At 63.2% G+C, this 14,575-nt stretch carries 12 protein-coding genes; 4 read left to right on the top strand and 8 right to left on the bottom strand.

Going from position 1 to position 14,575, the window contains the following annotated elements; all coding sequences use genetic code 11:
- Window positions 1–79 precede the first annotated feature (79 nt).
- Genes OHD58_RS23555 through OHD58_RS23570 form a run of 4 tightly spaced genes read left to right on the top strand, consistent with a single transcriptional unit; the run spans window position 80 to window position 5,339 of the window.
- Entirely contained in the window at window positions 80–1,093 is a 1,014-nt protein-coding gene (locus OHD58_RS23555; protein WP_263805991.1) for an ABC transporter permease, read from the top strand.
- Window positions 1,090–2,268: an ABC transporter permease gene (locus OHD58_RS23560; protein ID WP_263805992.1), complete on the top strand. Its 1,179-nt coding sequence runs from the start codon at window positions 1,090–1,092 to the stop codon at window positions 2,266–2,268. The genes OHD58_RS23555 and OHD58_RS23560 overlap by 4 nt, the downstream gene beginning before the upstream one ends.
- A gap of 14 nt (window positions 2,269–2,282) precedes the next feature.
- Entirely contained in the window at window positions 2,283–3,947 is a 1,665-nt protein-coding gene (locus OHD58_RS23565; RefSeq protein ID WP_263805993.1) for an ABC transporter ATP-binding protein, read from the top strand.
- 18 nt (window positions 3,948–3,965) lie between these two features.
- A complete protein-coding gene (locus OHD58_RS23570) occupies window positions 3,966–5,339 on the top strand; it encodes an alpha-glucosidase/alpha-galactosidase (protein ID WP_263805994.1) in 1,374 nt (457 codons plus the stop codon).
- A gap of 429 nt (window positions 5,340–5,768) precedes the next feature.
- Here OHD58_RS23570 and OHD58_RS23575 read toward each other — a convergent pair whose 3' ends face one another.
- From OHD58_RS23575 to OHD58_RS23610, 8 genes are all read right to left on the bottom strand, one after another.
- Window positions 5,769–6,863: an ABC transporter substrate-binding protein gene (locus OHD58_RS23575; protein ID WP_263805995.1), complete on the bottom strand. Its 1,095-nt coding sequence runs from the start codon at window positions 6,861–6,863 to the stop codon at window positions 5,769–5,771.
- Between the two features lie 15 nt (window positions 6,864–6,878).
- Complete coding sequence (locus OHD58_RS23580) at window positions 6,879–8,102, bottom strand: SfnB family sulfur acquisition oxidoreductase (RefSeq protein ID WP_263805996.1); 1,224 nt, start codon at window positions 8,100–8,102, stop codon at window positions 6,879–6,881.
- The gene (locus OHD58_RS23585) at window positions 8,099–9,169 is read right to left on the bottom strand and encodes an LLM class flavin-dependent oxidoreductase (protein ID WP_263805998.1); all 1,071 of its coding nucleotides are present in this window, start codon (window positions 9,167–9,169) and stop codon (window positions 8,099–8,101) included. The genes OHD58_RS23580 and OHD58_RS23585 overlap by 4 nt, the downstream gene beginning before the upstream one ends.
- Window positions 9,166–10,146, bottom strand: coding sequence for an ABC transporter substrate-binding protein (locus tag OHD58_RS23590; RefSeq protein WP_263806000.1), 981 nt, complete (start codon window positions 10,144–10,146; stop codon window positions 9,166–9,168). The genes OHD58_RS23585 and OHD58_RS23590 overlap by 4 nt, the downstream gene beginning before the upstream one ends.
- Window positions 10,147–10,174: 28 nt before the next feature.
- A complete protein-coding gene (locus tag OHD58_RS23595) occupies window positions 10,175–10,918 on the bottom strand; it encodes an ABC transporter ATP-binding protein (protein ID WP_263806001.1) in 744 nt (247 codons plus the stop codon).
- A complete protein-coding gene (locus tag OHD58_RS23600) occupies window positions 10,915–11,778 on the bottom strand; it encodes an ABC transporter permease (protein ID WP_263806002.1) in 864 nt (287 codons plus the stop codon). Before OHD58_RS23600 ends, OHD58_RS23595 begins: the two co-directional genes overlap by 4 nt.
- 458 nt (window positions 11,779–12,236) lie before the next feature.
- Window positions 12,237–13,811 carry a glutamine-hydrolyzing GMP synthase gene (guaA, locus tag OHD58_RS23605; RefSeq protein ID WP_263806003.1) on the bottom strand — a complete coding sequence of 525 codons (1,575 nt, stop codon included), beginning with the start codon at window positions 13,809–13,811 and terminating at the stop codon, window positions 12,237–12,239.
- A 139-nt stretch (window positions 13,812–13,950) separates the two neighbouring features.
- A complete protein-coding gene (locus tag OHD58_RS23610; protein WP_263806103.1) occupies window positions 13,951–14,571 on the bottom strand; it encodes a 5'-methylthioadenosine/S-adenosylhomocysteine nucleosidase in 621 nt (206 codons plus the stop codon).
- Window positions 14,572–14,575: the final 4 nt, after the last annotated feature.

Below are 14,575 nucleotides of genomic sequence, written 5' to 3' on the forward strand. Positions count from 1 at the left end.
CGTTGGGGAGGCAGCGATCCGGGTGCGACGAGGTCGACGCAGATTTCATGAAGCGGACATCACGAAAGGGACAACGGCAATGTTGAGGTTCCTCGCCATGCGGATCGCCTCCGCGATCCCGCTGCTGTTCATCCTGAGCATCGTGACGTTCGCCATCATCCAGGCCCCTCCGGGCGACTACGGCGACTACATCCGCTCCCAGGCAATCAACCAGGGAGGCGCGTCCTACGAGGAAGCGGAGGCCCAGGCCCAGGCGTACCGGATCGCCAATGGTCTCGATAAGCCTCTGCCCGTTCAGTACATGAACTGGCTGGTCGGCATCGTCACCCGCGGGGACTTCGGCCACAGCCTGTTCTACAACAAGCCGGTCGGCGACGTGGTCGCCGAGCGGCTTCCCCGCACGCTGATCCTGGCCTTGGTCTGCCACCTCCTGGCTTCCGCAATTGGTATCGCCTTCGGCATTCTTGCTGCGACCCGCCAGTATTCCTGGGTCGATACGCTGGTGTCGGGCATTTCGTTCCTGGGCATGACCGTGCCGCGTTTCCTGATGGCGCTGATCATGGTCTATCTGCTTGTGTTCCATTTCAATGTTTCGGAGATCAACAACTTCTTCTCCTCACGCTACGGCGGTGCGCCGTGGTCCTGGGCGAAATTCGTCGATCTGTTGAAACACGTCTGGCCGGTCATTGCGATCGCGGTGTTCGGCGGGCTTGCCTACAACATGCGCGTAATGCGTGGCAATCTGCTCGACACGCTAAATGCTCAATATATCGAGACGGCGCGCGCCAAGGGATTGAGCGAACGTCAAGTGATCATGCGCCACGCGGTGCCCAATGCACTTCATCCACTGATCATGTACCAGGGGGTGGCGCTTCCCTACATGCTGACGGGCGAAATCGAGGTGGCGATCATCTTTGGGCTGGCGACCGTTGGTCCCGCAATTGTCGGCTCCATGCAGGTCGGCGACGTCTATGTGACGGCGACGTTCATGATGGTTCTGGCGGCGACGCTGATCGCCGGCAACATCATCGCCGACATGCTGCTGGCTCTGGTTGATCCAAGGGTGCGCATCGGGGGAGGCAGACAGTCATGAGCCTGACCTCCGAAGCACCATTGAGTGTCGAGCCGGGGCCGCATGGGCACCTTCAAGCACCAGCCGAGCCAACCGGCCCGACGATTGTCGTGCCACCTGCCCAAAAGAGCGAGAGCTATCTGGCACTCGTCTGGCGCCGCCTCCGGCGCTCATGGACCGGAGTGCTCGGCCTGATCCTCGTCGTTGCCCTTCTCTTGATGGCGTTCTTTGCGGACTTCCTCTCGCCAGTCGACCCGAAGGTGACGGGAATCGCCTTCGCACCGCCGCAGTCGATCAACTTTCGCGACAAGGACGGCAATTTCAGCTTTGCGCCGCGCAGCTACCAGAACAGGGAAGGCGAGGAACTCGATCCAATCACCTTCCAGCCGATCGTCGGCCCCGACTACGACAACCCGCAGTGGCTGGGTCTCTTCGTCAAGGGCGCGCCATACAAGCTGCTCGGCTTTATTCCGGCAGAGCGTCATCTCTTCGGCGCCACCGATGGCAGCTCCGTTCATCTGCTCGGCACCGACAAGTTTGGCCGCGATGTACTGTCGCGCATCTTCTATGGCTCGCGCATCTCGCTGATGATCGCCCTGACGGTGGTCGCCATCATTACCATCATCGGCACGACGGTCGGTATGGTGTCCGGCTATTTCGGCGGCCGTTTCGACGCGTGGATGCAATGGTTCGTCGACCTTGTTCTGGCGTTCCCGCAGTTGCCGCTCTACTTGGCGCTGACCTCGCTGATTCCGGTGACGGCGCCGACCAATGTCTTCCTCGCTTTCGTCATCTTCGTCATGTCGGCGCTCGGTTGGGCGCAGCTGTCTCGCGAGGTGCGCGGCAAGACGCTGGCGCTGGCGCGCATCGACTATGTGCGAGCCGCCATCGCCATCGGCGCCACCGACCGTCGCATCATCGTCCAGCACATCTTGCCCAACGTGATGAGCCACGTGATCGTGGCTATCACCTTGGCGATCCCGAGCGTGGTGCTGCTGGAATCCTTCCTCGGCTTCCTTGGCTTTGCGGTAAAGCCGCCGCTGATCTCCTGGGGCCTGATGCTTCAGGACACGGCGACCTATTCGGTGATCGGATCCTACCCGTGGATCCTTGCGCCGGTGGGAGCGGTGCTGATCACCGTGTTCGCATTCAACGCGCTGGGCGATGGCCTGCGCGATGCAATCGATCCTTACTGAAGGCGGACCGGACAATGGCAAACGCCGAAACCAAAGTTCCCACTGAGCGCCTGGACAAGGCAGCGAAGTCCGACCAGCCGGTGATCGACGCGCGAAAGCTGGCTGTCACCTTCAAGGTCGAGCACGGCGAGGTCGAAGCGGTGAAGGACGTGTCCTTCCAGCTCCACCGCGGTGAGACGGTGGCAATCGTCGGGGAGTCCGGGTCAGGCAAGTCGGTGACGGCACGCGCGATCATGGGCTTGCTGACCAAGCGCGCAAAAATCTCCGATAAGGCTACAATCGCCTACAACGGCCGTAACGTGTTCAAGTTCTCGACGCGTGAGCGACGTCTCCTGCGCGGTGACCGCATCTCGATGATCTTCCAGGAGCCGATGAGTTCGCTCAATCCGATCTACACGATCAGCGCCCAGATCATCGAGACGATTCGTGCCCACAAGCGGGTCACCCGCCGCGCGGCGGAGGAGAAAGCGCTGGAGCTTTTGAAGCAGGTCCATATCCCCGATCCGGAGGCGCGCCTGAAGCAGTATCCGCACCAATTGTCCGGCGGTCAGCGCCAGCGCGTCATGATCGCAATTGCGCTTGCCAACAACCCGGATGTTCTGATCGCCGACGAGCCGACGACAGCGCTCGACGTGACTGTTCAAGCGCAGATCCTCAATCTGATCCGCGATTTGCAGCAGAAGCTGGGCATGGCGGTGATCCTGATCACCCACGACCTCACGGTCGTAAAGCAGTTCTCCGATTACGTTTATGTCATGCAGCACGGCGAAGTGTGCGAACACAACACAACCGCCGCGTTGTTCAAAAACCCGACCCATCTCTACACGCAGCGCCTGCTTGCCTCCGAGCCGAAAGGTTCCGCCAATCCGCTGCCAGCCAATTCGCCAGTGCTGCTTGAAGGCAAGGGCGTGCGCGTTTCGTTCATGCTGAAGCGCGGCGGCTTCTTCACACCGGACATGCACGAACTGGTCGCTGTCGACAACCTCGACATCGTGCTGCGCAAGCACGAGACGCTAGGTCTCGTCGGAGAATCCGGCTCGGGCAAAACCACCTTCGGCCAGGCGCTGATCCGACTGAACAGCATGGACCGTGGCGAGGTGTCGTTCGGCGGGGTGCCGATCCAGGACAAGACCCACGCTGAGATGCGGCCGTTCCGCTCGCGCATGCAGGTCGTGTTCCAGGATCCGTTCTCTTCGCTCAACCCGCGCATGTCGATCGGCCAGATCATCGAAGAAGGGCTGGTCGTCAACCAGCGGGGCGCTACCCGAAAGGAGCGTCAGGAGCGGGTCAGGGACGCTCTCGAAGCCGCCGGCATGCCGGGCAACATCCTGTCGCGCTTCCCGCATGAATTCTCGGGCGGACAGCGCCAGCGCATCGCAATCGCCCGTGCCATCGCGCTTGAACCGGAATTCATCCTGCTGGATGAGCCGACATCGGCGCTGGATCTTTCGGTACAGGCGCAAATCATCGACCTTCTGCGCAAGCTACAGGACGAACGCGGCCTGAGCTACCTGTTCATCTCGCATGACCTGAAAGTCGTGCGCGCGCTATGCCACCGCGTCGTGGTCATGCAGCATGGCAAGATCGTCGAAGCGGGGACTGTCACGGAGGTCCTGTCGAAACCGAAAACCGACTACACCAAGCGGCTCGTGCGAGCCGCCTTCCAAGTGGCAGCCTAGCAGAGCACGAGGTCAAAAATGGCTAGACAACCCAAGATCGCATTCATCGGCGCCGGTTCGACGGTGTTCATGAAGAACATCGTCGGCGACGTGTTGCAACGGCCGGCGCTCGCCGGCGCGACCATCGCGTTGATGGACATCAATCCCGAGCGGCTGGAGGAAAGTGAAGTCGTGACCGGCAAGCTGGCCAAGTCGCTCGGTGCCTCGGCCAAGGTTGAGACGCATTCCAACCAGAAGCGGGCGCTGGCGAGCGCCGACTTCGTCGTCGTCGCCTTTCAGATTGGCGGATTCGAGCCCTGCACGGTGACCGATTTCGAAGTGCCGAAGAAGTATGGCCTGCGCCAGACGATCGCCGATACTCTGGGTGTCGGAGGCATCATGCGTGGCCTGCGCACCGTGCCGCATTTGTGGTCGATCTGCGAAGACATGCTGGAAGTCTGCCCTGAAGCAATCCTCCTGCAATACGTGAACCCTATGGCGATCAACACCTGGGCGATCGCGGAAAAATATCCGACCATCAGGCAGGTGGGCCTGTGTCACTCGGTGCAGGGCACAGTCTACGAACTGGCACGCGACCTCGACATCCCGGTCGAGCAAATCCGTTACCGCGCGGCCGGCATTAACCACATGGCCTTCTACTTGAAATTCGAGCATCGCCAGCCGGACGGTGGCTACCGTGATCTCTACCCCGAGCTCGTGCGCGGTTACCGCGAGGGCCGCTTCCCAAAACCCAGCCACTGGAACCCGCGCTGCCCCAACAAGGTGCGTTACGAGATGCTGACGCGGCTCGGCTATTTCGTCACCGAAAGTTCGGAGCACTTCGCCGAATACACGCCCTATTTCATCAAGGACGGGCGTCCGGATCTCATCGAGAAGTTCGGCATTCCGCTCGACGAATATCCGAAGCGTTGCATCGAGCAGGTCGCACGCTGGAAAAGCGTCGCCGACGCCTATCGGGAGGCGGAAAAGATCGAGGTCGAGGATAGCCGTGAATATGCTTCTTCGATCATGAACTCGGTGTGGACCGGCGAGCCGTCGGTGATTTACGGCAATGTTCGAAACAATGGCTGCATCACGTCGCTGCCCGAGAATTGCGCCGCCGAGGTACCGTGCCTGGTCGATGCGTCGGGCATTCAGCCCACCTGCATTGGCGCGCTGCCGCCGCAGCTGACTGCGCTGATCCGGACCAACATCAACGTTCAGGAACTGACTGTGCAGGCGCTGATGACGGAGAACCGCGAACATCTCTACCACGCTGCAATGATGGATCCGCACACCGCCGCCGAGCTTGATCTGGACCAGATCTGGAACCTCGTCGACGATCTGCTTACCGAACATGGTGCGTGGATCCCGAAATGGGCGCGGGTTTCTAAACGCAGTCGCGCCGCTTGACCGGAAACAAAAGATCGGCTGGCGTTGAGGCGCCGAACCTGAACAACGTGGTCGAATCCCATGACGGCCCGACGAACTCGCATCCGCGCGCGTCGATTGCCGGTCCTTCCTTTCCCCATCCGCCCGTCGGCCAGCGGATCGATCGCGCCATATACCGGCGATGAGCGCGATGAGGCCAAAGAAGGTATTTCGTGGGCGGCTTCCGACCCGGATCAAGGCATTCGGTGCATCGCCGCTTTTCTCACGCCCCGGTACAGCCGGAAGGAGGCGGCAAGTCACGGATGTATTAACGGCTACGCCAAGAGCGCGTGAAGCATGATATGATCCGAAGACCGGGGCAGCAGATTGCTGCAAGTCTTCAGAAACGTTCGTGGCCCGCGAGCCCGTCGGCCGACAGGAAACGCTGGATCTTGCCGGCCGACATTTTGGCTACTTCGCCGCGTCGGCGAGGCGGCGCGCCTCGGCCAGCGGTTCATGCGCAACCCAGTCCGGCACGCTGAAGTCGTTCGGGATGAAGCCCCATTTCAGCAGGAAGTTCTTCTGGTCTTCCAGCAGGCCGATCAGTTCCGGCGTCAGGTTGGGCTCCAGCACTTGGGCGACGTTCGGCGAATAGGCGGCATCCACCCATTCCTCGCCGAGGCTGGAATCGCGGGCGATCTGGCGCTTGGCGTCGACTGGGTTGGCGTGGGCCCAGCGGGCCGTCTTGATGGCGCGCGCCAGATAGCGCGCCACGACGTCCGGGCGGTTGTCCAGCAGTTCGCCACGCACCGTGAAGGCGACCGGCGCCAGGTTGTTGATGCGGCTCTTGCGGTCCGGGAAGGCGCTGACATCGGTCACCACATGCGCGTCGAGCAGCGCCGCTAGTTCGACGCCCTGGCTCGACTGGTAGATGGCGTCGACCTCACCGGTCAGAAGCGCGCGCAGTTCCGGCCCTTGGCGCCGACGGGTGACGCGCGACGAGAAATGCGAGCTGCTCAGCGCGCCGGCTTCCGGCGGCTTGCCGACCAGCGGTTCGCTGAGCACGATATCGACGAAGGTCACGTCGTCATAGCCGAGCCCGACGCTTTCCAGCGCCGTCAGATAGCCGCGCAGCGCCGTGGCGCGCGGGAAGTCGACCGGATCGTTCGGCCGCTTGATCAGGCCGAGACGCTTGCCCTTCAGATCGGCGGCCGTCTTGATGCCCGATTCCGGCAGCGCCAGGACCGAGGAGTAGTGGTCGATCCAGGAGAGGCCGATGATGCGGAGGTTCTGCCCCTTCGACTTCGATGTGATCGGCGGGATGTTGCCGCCCTCGCGGAACAGGTTCGGATGCGACTGGTCGTAATGCGCCTCGCGCACCTTGCGGTCGGGATGCGAGCGGATCGAGTGCAGCGTGATGTCGGAGCCCTGGAATTCCTGCTCGTAGTCGCCGCGGGCGAGCGCGATGCTGGCGGCGGAGGGAACGGGGCAGACGGTGTACCAGACGTCCTGCGAGTTCTGCTGCGCGTCCGACTGGCGCGCGCCGACAGGGGTGGCGATGTTCATGGCAAGGTCCTTTTGCTAGACGATGAGGGCTTGGCGCGGCGGCGTGCGGCCATTGAGGACGAAGTCGCCGATGTAGTGGTATTTCCACACTTCGGGATCGTGGAGCGTGTGGGTGCGGGCGTTGCGCCAGTGACGGTGCAGGTTCCATTTCTCGTCGGCCGCGCTTGTGCCGGCGAGCGCGAAGAGGTCGTTACCGACCTTGACGCAGACGGCGGAGGCCGCGGCCTTGGCAGCGGCGACGAGGATCGCCAGCCGGATCGTCGCGGCCTCGTCCAGCGGTCCGGCCAGCACGCGGTCGAATGTGTCGGCCGCATGCAGCAGAAGCGCATGCGCGGCTTCCGTCTCGACGAAGAGCTCGCCGACGCGACGGATGATGTGCGGGTCGTCGCCGGCGCGTTCGAGGTCGGCCCCATACCAAGGCCGCGAGCGCTCGCGCACATAAGCGGTCGTGTCGGCCAGCGCCTCCTGGGCGATGCCGATGTCGACCGCGACATGCATGATCTGGCCGAAGGCGAGCCGCGTCGTCGGGCCGGCATCGTATTTCCAGATCGGCACGAGATCGCGCTCGGTCACGGTGACGTCGTCGAAGATCGCCGTGCCGCTGGCGGTGCCGCGCTGGCCCATCGAGTTCCAGTCGTCGACGATCTCGACGCCCGGTGCATGACGCTCGGCCATGACCATATAGGCGCGGCCCTGCTCGTCCAGTGCCGCGACCGGCAGCCATTGCGCGAACAGCGCGCCGGTGGAGTAGAACTTCTTCCCCGTGAGCGCGAAGCTGCCGTTCGGACGCTGGAGGACGCGCGTCTTCATGTTGGCATAGCCGCCCTTCGGCGTGCCGCGCTCGGAGAGGGCATTGCCCCAGAGCTGGCCGGCGAGAACGCCGCCATAGAAGAAGGCCTGCTGCTCCGGTGCGCCCAGCGCCCGGACATTTTCCAGATGCGAGAAATGGTTCTGCGGGATCTGGCCGATCGCCGGATCCGCCGCCGAGACGATGCGGAACACCTCGACCAGAGTGCGGATCGAGACTTCCGGCCCGCCAAAAGCCTTCGGCACCATGATGCCCAGCAGGCCGGTCGAGCGCAGGTCCTCGATCTCGGCTAGCGGACGGCGGCGCTCCGAATCCCGCGCGGATGCGCCGGGGCGGATGCGGTCGGCATAGGCCGTGGCGATCTCGATCGCCTCGGCGTCGGAGGCGATCACATGCGCCTTGCCGTGGAGAGCACCGGGGCGGACGTTCATTGCGCCGCCTCGAGCTGCGCCGTTTCGCGTTCCCGCACCCGCGGGATGACGTGTTCGGCAAAGCGCCGCATCTCGGCCGCCAGCGGCTGGAACTGCAGCATGAACAGTTCGATGCCGGCATCGCGGAAAGCGACGATCTTGTCCGCCACCTGGTCGTAGCTGCCGACCAAGCCTGCATTGGTGCCGCCGTTCGAGCCGACGACCGGCACGCCGGCATTGACCTTCATCATCTGCACCGCGGCGTCGGTGCCGGCCTTCAGGCGTCCGACATTGTTGTCAGCGACCAGCGACAGGAGATGGTCGAACTCGGCTTTGGCCGCCGCCTCGGTCTCGCGGGCGATGACGAAGGCCGAGAGCGCGAAGCGCAGCGGCGCCTTGGTGCGCGGCCGCGCCACCACGTCGGCGATCAGCGCGGTCGTGTCCGCCAGATTTCGGCCGTTGATGAAGTAGACGTCGGCCTGTTCGGCGGCCAGCACGCGCGCGGGCTCGGACTCGCCGCCGAAATAGACCGGCACGCCGCTAGCCCTCTGCGGCTTCGGGCGCAGGATCAGGCCATCGACGCCGACATAGTCGCCGGACTGGCTGACGGTATCGCCCGCCAGCAGGTTGCGCACGATCCGCAGCCACTCGGCCGAGTAGTCGTAACGCGTGTCGTGATCGAGAATCGGCAGCCCGAGCTGCTTCATCTCCGGCACGAACCAGCCGCTGACGAGATTGATGCCGAACCGGCCCTCGCTGATCTGGTCGATGCCGGTGACCAGCTTCGCCAGGATGCCCGGATTGTAGAGATAGGGCTTGATCGCTGCGATGATCTCGATGCGGCTGGTCGCCTCCGCGATGCCGGCGGAGGCGGTCCAAGCCTCCAGCACCTCGGCTTCGGGATCGCGCGGGCTGATCGTGTGCTGCGCGATCAGCGTCGCGTCGAAGCCGAGCTTTTCGGCCTCGACGACCACTGCCCGGTTGCGGCGGTAGCTGGCGTCGGGAAGATCGTCCGGATGATGGTCCGACCCGAAGAAGCCGTGGTGCGGCGCCCAGACGCCGAACCGGATGGCGTGGCGGGCGCTCACTGGTTCACCTGCGGAGCGACCGGCTCCTTGATAGCGTCGTTGAAGTCGGTGACGAAGAGGTCGCGCACGTCGAGTTTCTTGCGGATAATGCCGGTCTCGAAGATCTCGTCGGCATAGGCCTGCTTGGCCGCGAGGAAGGCGTCGTCGATGACAGCCAGCCCGTCCGAATTGTTGTTCAGCGCGGTGCGGACGGCGTTTTCCGACACGCCAAGCTTCGGCGAGACCAGCTTGACGTATTCCTCCGGGTTGGCCTTCGCCCACTTGATGGTCTTCTCGTATTCGCCAATGAAGGCGCGGATCGCGTCGGCCTTGGTCTCGACGGCGTTCGGCGTCGCGAAGATGCAGTAGAGGTTGGAAATGTCGTACTGGTCGCCGCGGGCCAGCACATAGCTGCCCGTCACCTTTTCGAGGATCTGTGCCGCCGTCGGCGAGTTCTGCGAGGTCGCGTCGACCTGGCCGGTGATGAAGGCCGCGACCGCCTCGGCGCCCAGGATGTTCAGCGACTCGAAATCCGAATCCTTGACGCCATGCGCCTTCTGCAGATGCACCACGAAGAGCTTGTGGTTGTTGTTCTGCGCATAGGCGATGCGCTTGCCCTTCAGGTCGGCGAAGGTGGTCGCCTTGACCTCGGGGCGGACGATCAGATTGGTGTTGCGGCCATTCGAGCCGGTGCAGGCGACGACCTTGTTCTTCGAACCGTTGGCCGACATCTGGATCGGGCCGATCTCGCCCTGGTCCTCGATGTCGACCGCACCCGACAGGATCGCGTCGTTCAGGTCGTTGCTGTTGGGGAAGTATTTGTACTCGACCTTCACGCCCGGCAGCTGGACGTCCTTCTGCCAGAGCGCGGCGAAATAACCGAAGGCCTGCGGCACGCCGACTCTCAGGACGACATCCTCGGCGAAAGCGGACGAACTCATCAGCAGCGAGGCGACGCCGCCGATCACAAGCCGGCGGAAAATAGTGTTTGTGGTCATGGTCTTGTCCTTGTTTGACGAAATTGAATCAGAGGGCCGGAACGCCGAGCAGACCGAGCACGCGCTCGCGCAGACGGCCGAAGCCGGGATCGAGGCGGTTGCGCGGCCGCTGCGCCTCGATCGTGAATTGGTCGAGCACCTTGCCTTCGCCGAGGACGACGACGCTGTCGGCGAGCGTCAGGGCCTCGTCGACATCGTGGGTCACCAGGGCGACGGTGAAGCCGTGCTTGCGCCAGAGGTTGAGCATCAGGGCATGCATCCGGATGCGGGTCAGCGCGTCGAGCGCGCCGAACGGCTCATCGAGCAGCAGCACGGCAGGATGGTGGATCAGCGCGCGCGCCAGCGCCACGCGCTGCCCCTCGCCACCTGACAGCGTCGCCGGCCAGGCGTCCCACAGCTTGCCCAAGCCGACTTCTTCCAGCACGGCCAGAGCCTGCTTCTTCCGTTCCGCCTGCAAGAGGCGCAGGCCGAAGGCGACATTCTCCCAGACCTTCAGCCAGGGCAAAAGGCGGGAATCCTGGAAGGCGATCGAGACCTTGCCGTCTACCGAGACCTTGCCCGACGTGGCGGTGTCGAGGCCGGCGAAGAGGCGGAGCAGCGTGCTCTTGCCGCAGCCGGATTCGCCGACGATGGCGACGATCTCGCCGCGCTGCACCGACAGGTTGACGCCTTCGAGCACGGTGCGCTCGCCAAAGGTTTTCCGCACGTCGGTGGCGCTAAGACCGGGCGTGAGGGATTGCGCCAAGGCGGCGTGGCTGACGGCGACGTTCATTTCAGGAACCCCCTGCTCCAGGGCAGCAGCCGCCATTCCAGCAGGCGCACCAGCGCCTCCATCAGCAGGCCGAGAATGGCGTAGAGCACGAGACCGAGGATGATCCAGTCGGTCTGCAGCGCGTTGCGGCCCTGTGCGACCAGATAGCCGATGCCGCCCTGCGCATTGATGCCTTCGCCGATGACAAGGCTAAGCCAGGCGATGCCGAGCGACAGACGTAGGCCGACCAGCGCCGACGGCAGCGCGCCTGGCAGGATGACGCGGGTCAAGAGTTCCCGCCGGCTCGCACCACACATCTGCGCCAGTTCGGCGAAGCGCCGGTCGATGCCGCGGATGCCCTTATAGAGATTGATGTAGAGCGGAAAAACCACACCGATCGCCACCAGCCCGACTTTCACCCCCTCGTCGATGCCGAGCCAGATCACCAGTAGCGGCGCGGTGCCGAGCGACGGCATGGCGCGGATCATCTGCAGCGGCGGATCGATCGCCTCCTCGCCGAGCTTCGACAGCCCGGACGCGACGCCCAGCATGACCGCCACCGTTCCGCCGATCGCCAGCCCGAGCAGAACGCGCTGCAGCGAGGTCAGGACGTGGACAAGGATTTCGCCAGTGCTCGAAAGCTCCACAAAGGTGGCCCACACCTGCGACGGTGGCGCCAACACGGCCGGATCGACCCAGCCAACGGCGGTCGCATATTGCCACAGCGCTATCAGCAGGAGAGGCGTGACGCTGCGGCGGACGATCGACCACGGAAATGTGCGCGGAATGAATCGCGACACAATTTGGGTTAGCCTGTCCTTCGCGTCGAGCGGAACCGGGCCGTCGCTTTTGTCATGCTGAAACTCTGTCTGGGCAAACACCACATGTCCCTCCGGCTGCCGGATGCATGTGACGAATGTCTACCAATTCGATAGACTATATAAGAAGACCGTTTCTAATAATGCCGGGCAGAGCGAAATCCTGCAGTGGAAAGAGTCCCCCTGAAGGAATCTGTTTCCGCACGCAGGCTATCAGCGCCGTCACCATGCTAGACGACGGCCAGCCCCATAGCTTTTTGGGTCAAACTCCCCTTCCGAGGTGCTCTTCGCTGTGAAAGGCGGGTTTCGTTATGACGCGACGCGATAGGCGAACGGCACTGATTCCGAATGTGGGGAGCGCTTGTAGCGGTCTCCCGCTACCATCGATCCCCACACACCTGTGCGGGTTTTGTTCACTGTGGGGATCGCTTGTAGCGCTCCGATGGTGGGACATTTTTATTTTTTTCAATGAGATAGCTCTGTTTAGCGATTGACCGCGAAACGCCCTGAAGGACGCCGGGTCATTCCCACTCTATTGTCCCCGGTGGTTTGCTCGTCACGTCGTAGACGACGCGGTTGATGCCTTTCACCTCGTTGATGATCCGGGTCGCGGCGCGGCCGAGGAAATCCATGTCGTAGTGGTAGAAATCGGCGGTCATCCCGTCGATCGAGGTCACGGCGCGCAGCGCGCAGACGAATTCGTAGGTGCGGCCATCGCCCATCACGCCCACCGTCTGCACCGGCAGCAGCACGGCGAACGCCTGCCAGATGGCGTCGTAGAGGCCGGCCTTCCTGATCTCGTCGAGATAGATGGCATCGGCCTCGCGCAGAATATCGAGCTTTTCGCGGGTGATGCCGCCGGGGCAGCGGATCGCCAGGCCCGGCCCGGGAAACGGATGCCGGCCGATGAAGCTTTCAGGCAGGCCGAGTTCCTTGCCGAGCGCCCGCACCTCGTCCTTGAAGAGCTCGCGCAATGGCTCCACCAGCTTCATGTTCATACGCTCGGGCAGGCCGCCGACATTGTGGTGCGACTTGATCGTCACCGACGGACCGCCGCTGAAAGAGACGCTTTCGATGACATCGGGATAGAGCGTTCCCTGCGCCAGGAAATCGGGCGTCTTGCCATCGCGCGCCAGCTTCTTTGCCTCCTCCTCGAACACCTCGATGAACAGCCGGCCAATCGTCTTGCGTTTCTTTTCCGGATCACTCTCGCCCTCCAGCGCGCCGATGAAGCGGTCAGCGGCGTTCACATGGACGAGCGGGATGTTGTAGTGTTCGCGGAACATGGCGACCACTTCGGCCGCCTCGTTTTTCCGCATCAGGCCATGATCGACGAAGATGCAGGTGAGCCGTTCGCCGATGGCTTCATGGATGAGCACGGCCGCGACGGAGGAATCGACTCCGCCGGAAAGCGCGCAGATCACCCTGCCCTCGCCGACCTGCTTCCTTATCGACTCCACAGCATGGTCGCGGTAAGCGCGCATCGTCCAGTCGCCAGCAATGCCGGCGATGTTGTGGACGAAGTTCGCCAGGAGCTTCGAGCCGTCCGGTGTGTGCACGACCTCGGGATGGAACTGTACCGCGTAGAAACTGCGCTTCTCGTCGGCGATCGCCGCGAAAGGCGCGCCGGCCGACGTGCCGACAACCTTGAAACCGGGCGGTATCGCCGTCACCTTGTCGCCGTGGCTCATCCAGACCTGATGGCGGGTGCCCTTTGCCCAGATGCCTTCGAAGAGCGGATTGTCCTCCTCGATCTCCAGGAAGGCGCGCCCGAATTCACGGTGATGGCCGGCTTCGACCTTGCCACCCAGTTGCGCGCACATCGTCTGTTCGCCGTAGCAGATGCCGAGCACCGGAATACCCGCATCGAATACCGCATCCGGCGCTCGCGGGCTGCCGATGTCGACGGTCGAATGCGGACTGCCGGAAAGGATGACGGCCTTCGGCTTGATGCGCCGGAAGCCTTCCTCGGCCGATTGGAAGGGCACGATTTCGGAAAACACGCCGGCTTCGCGGACGCGCCGGGCGATCAGTTGCGTCACCTGGCTGCCGAAATCGACGATCAGGACGGTGTCTGGGTGCGTGGGGTTCTTCATGGCGGGCGTTTAAAGAAAGAAATGAGTCGGTGCAATGGGTTGCCGCGCTGCGCTGCCATTTTGATTCCGCCGCCTGACCTGGCGTATGAGCGGCTTCATGCGGTTCATGTTTTGATTCAACTGGCTGCGGCATGCCGCTCTAGACAACGAGTTCGCCAGAAGCGATTGCAGCCTGCAGCCGGTCGACCGCCGCGGCGAGCCTTTCGTCGATGATATGCAGGTATTCCGTCCAGTCGCCGACATGCTTCAGGTCGGCAGCACCATCCGAAATGCCGCGCAGTGCGATCAGCGGCACTCCGAAAAGCTGGCAAGCCCGCAGTACGGCAAAGGTTTCCATGTCGACCATGTCGGCGGCAATGCCTGCATAGGCGTCACCCGAAATAATGCCGGCGCCGGTCGACAGGCTGGCCTCTTTTATGCCGGGAACACGATGCGTCAGCGGAACGATCGCCGGCAGGTCGAGAAAGGGCGTCGTTCCCTTTTCGAAGCCGAGCGGCGAGGCATCCATGTCGCGGTACGACACGAACACGGCCTGGTAGATTTCCGTCTGCGCGAGGCTGCGGCTGCCGGCCGAACCGAGTGAGACGACCAGGTCAGGCAGCCCGCCTTCGATCTTCAGGCGGGCAAGTTCGGCACCGAGCCTGACTCCTGCTTCCACCGGACCCACGCCGGTCATCAACGGGACAAAGCGCTTTTGAAGATTGGGACCGTACTCGGCATCCGCCGCCATGACGAAGAGGATTCTTTTTGCTGGTTCCAACGCG

Origin of the sequence: Mesorhizobium sp. ZC-5, from assembly GCF_025753855.1 — a bacterium.
Classification (GTDB): domain Bacteria; phylum Pseudomonadota; class Alphaproteobacteria; order Rhizobiales; family Rhizobiaceae; genus Neomesorhizobium.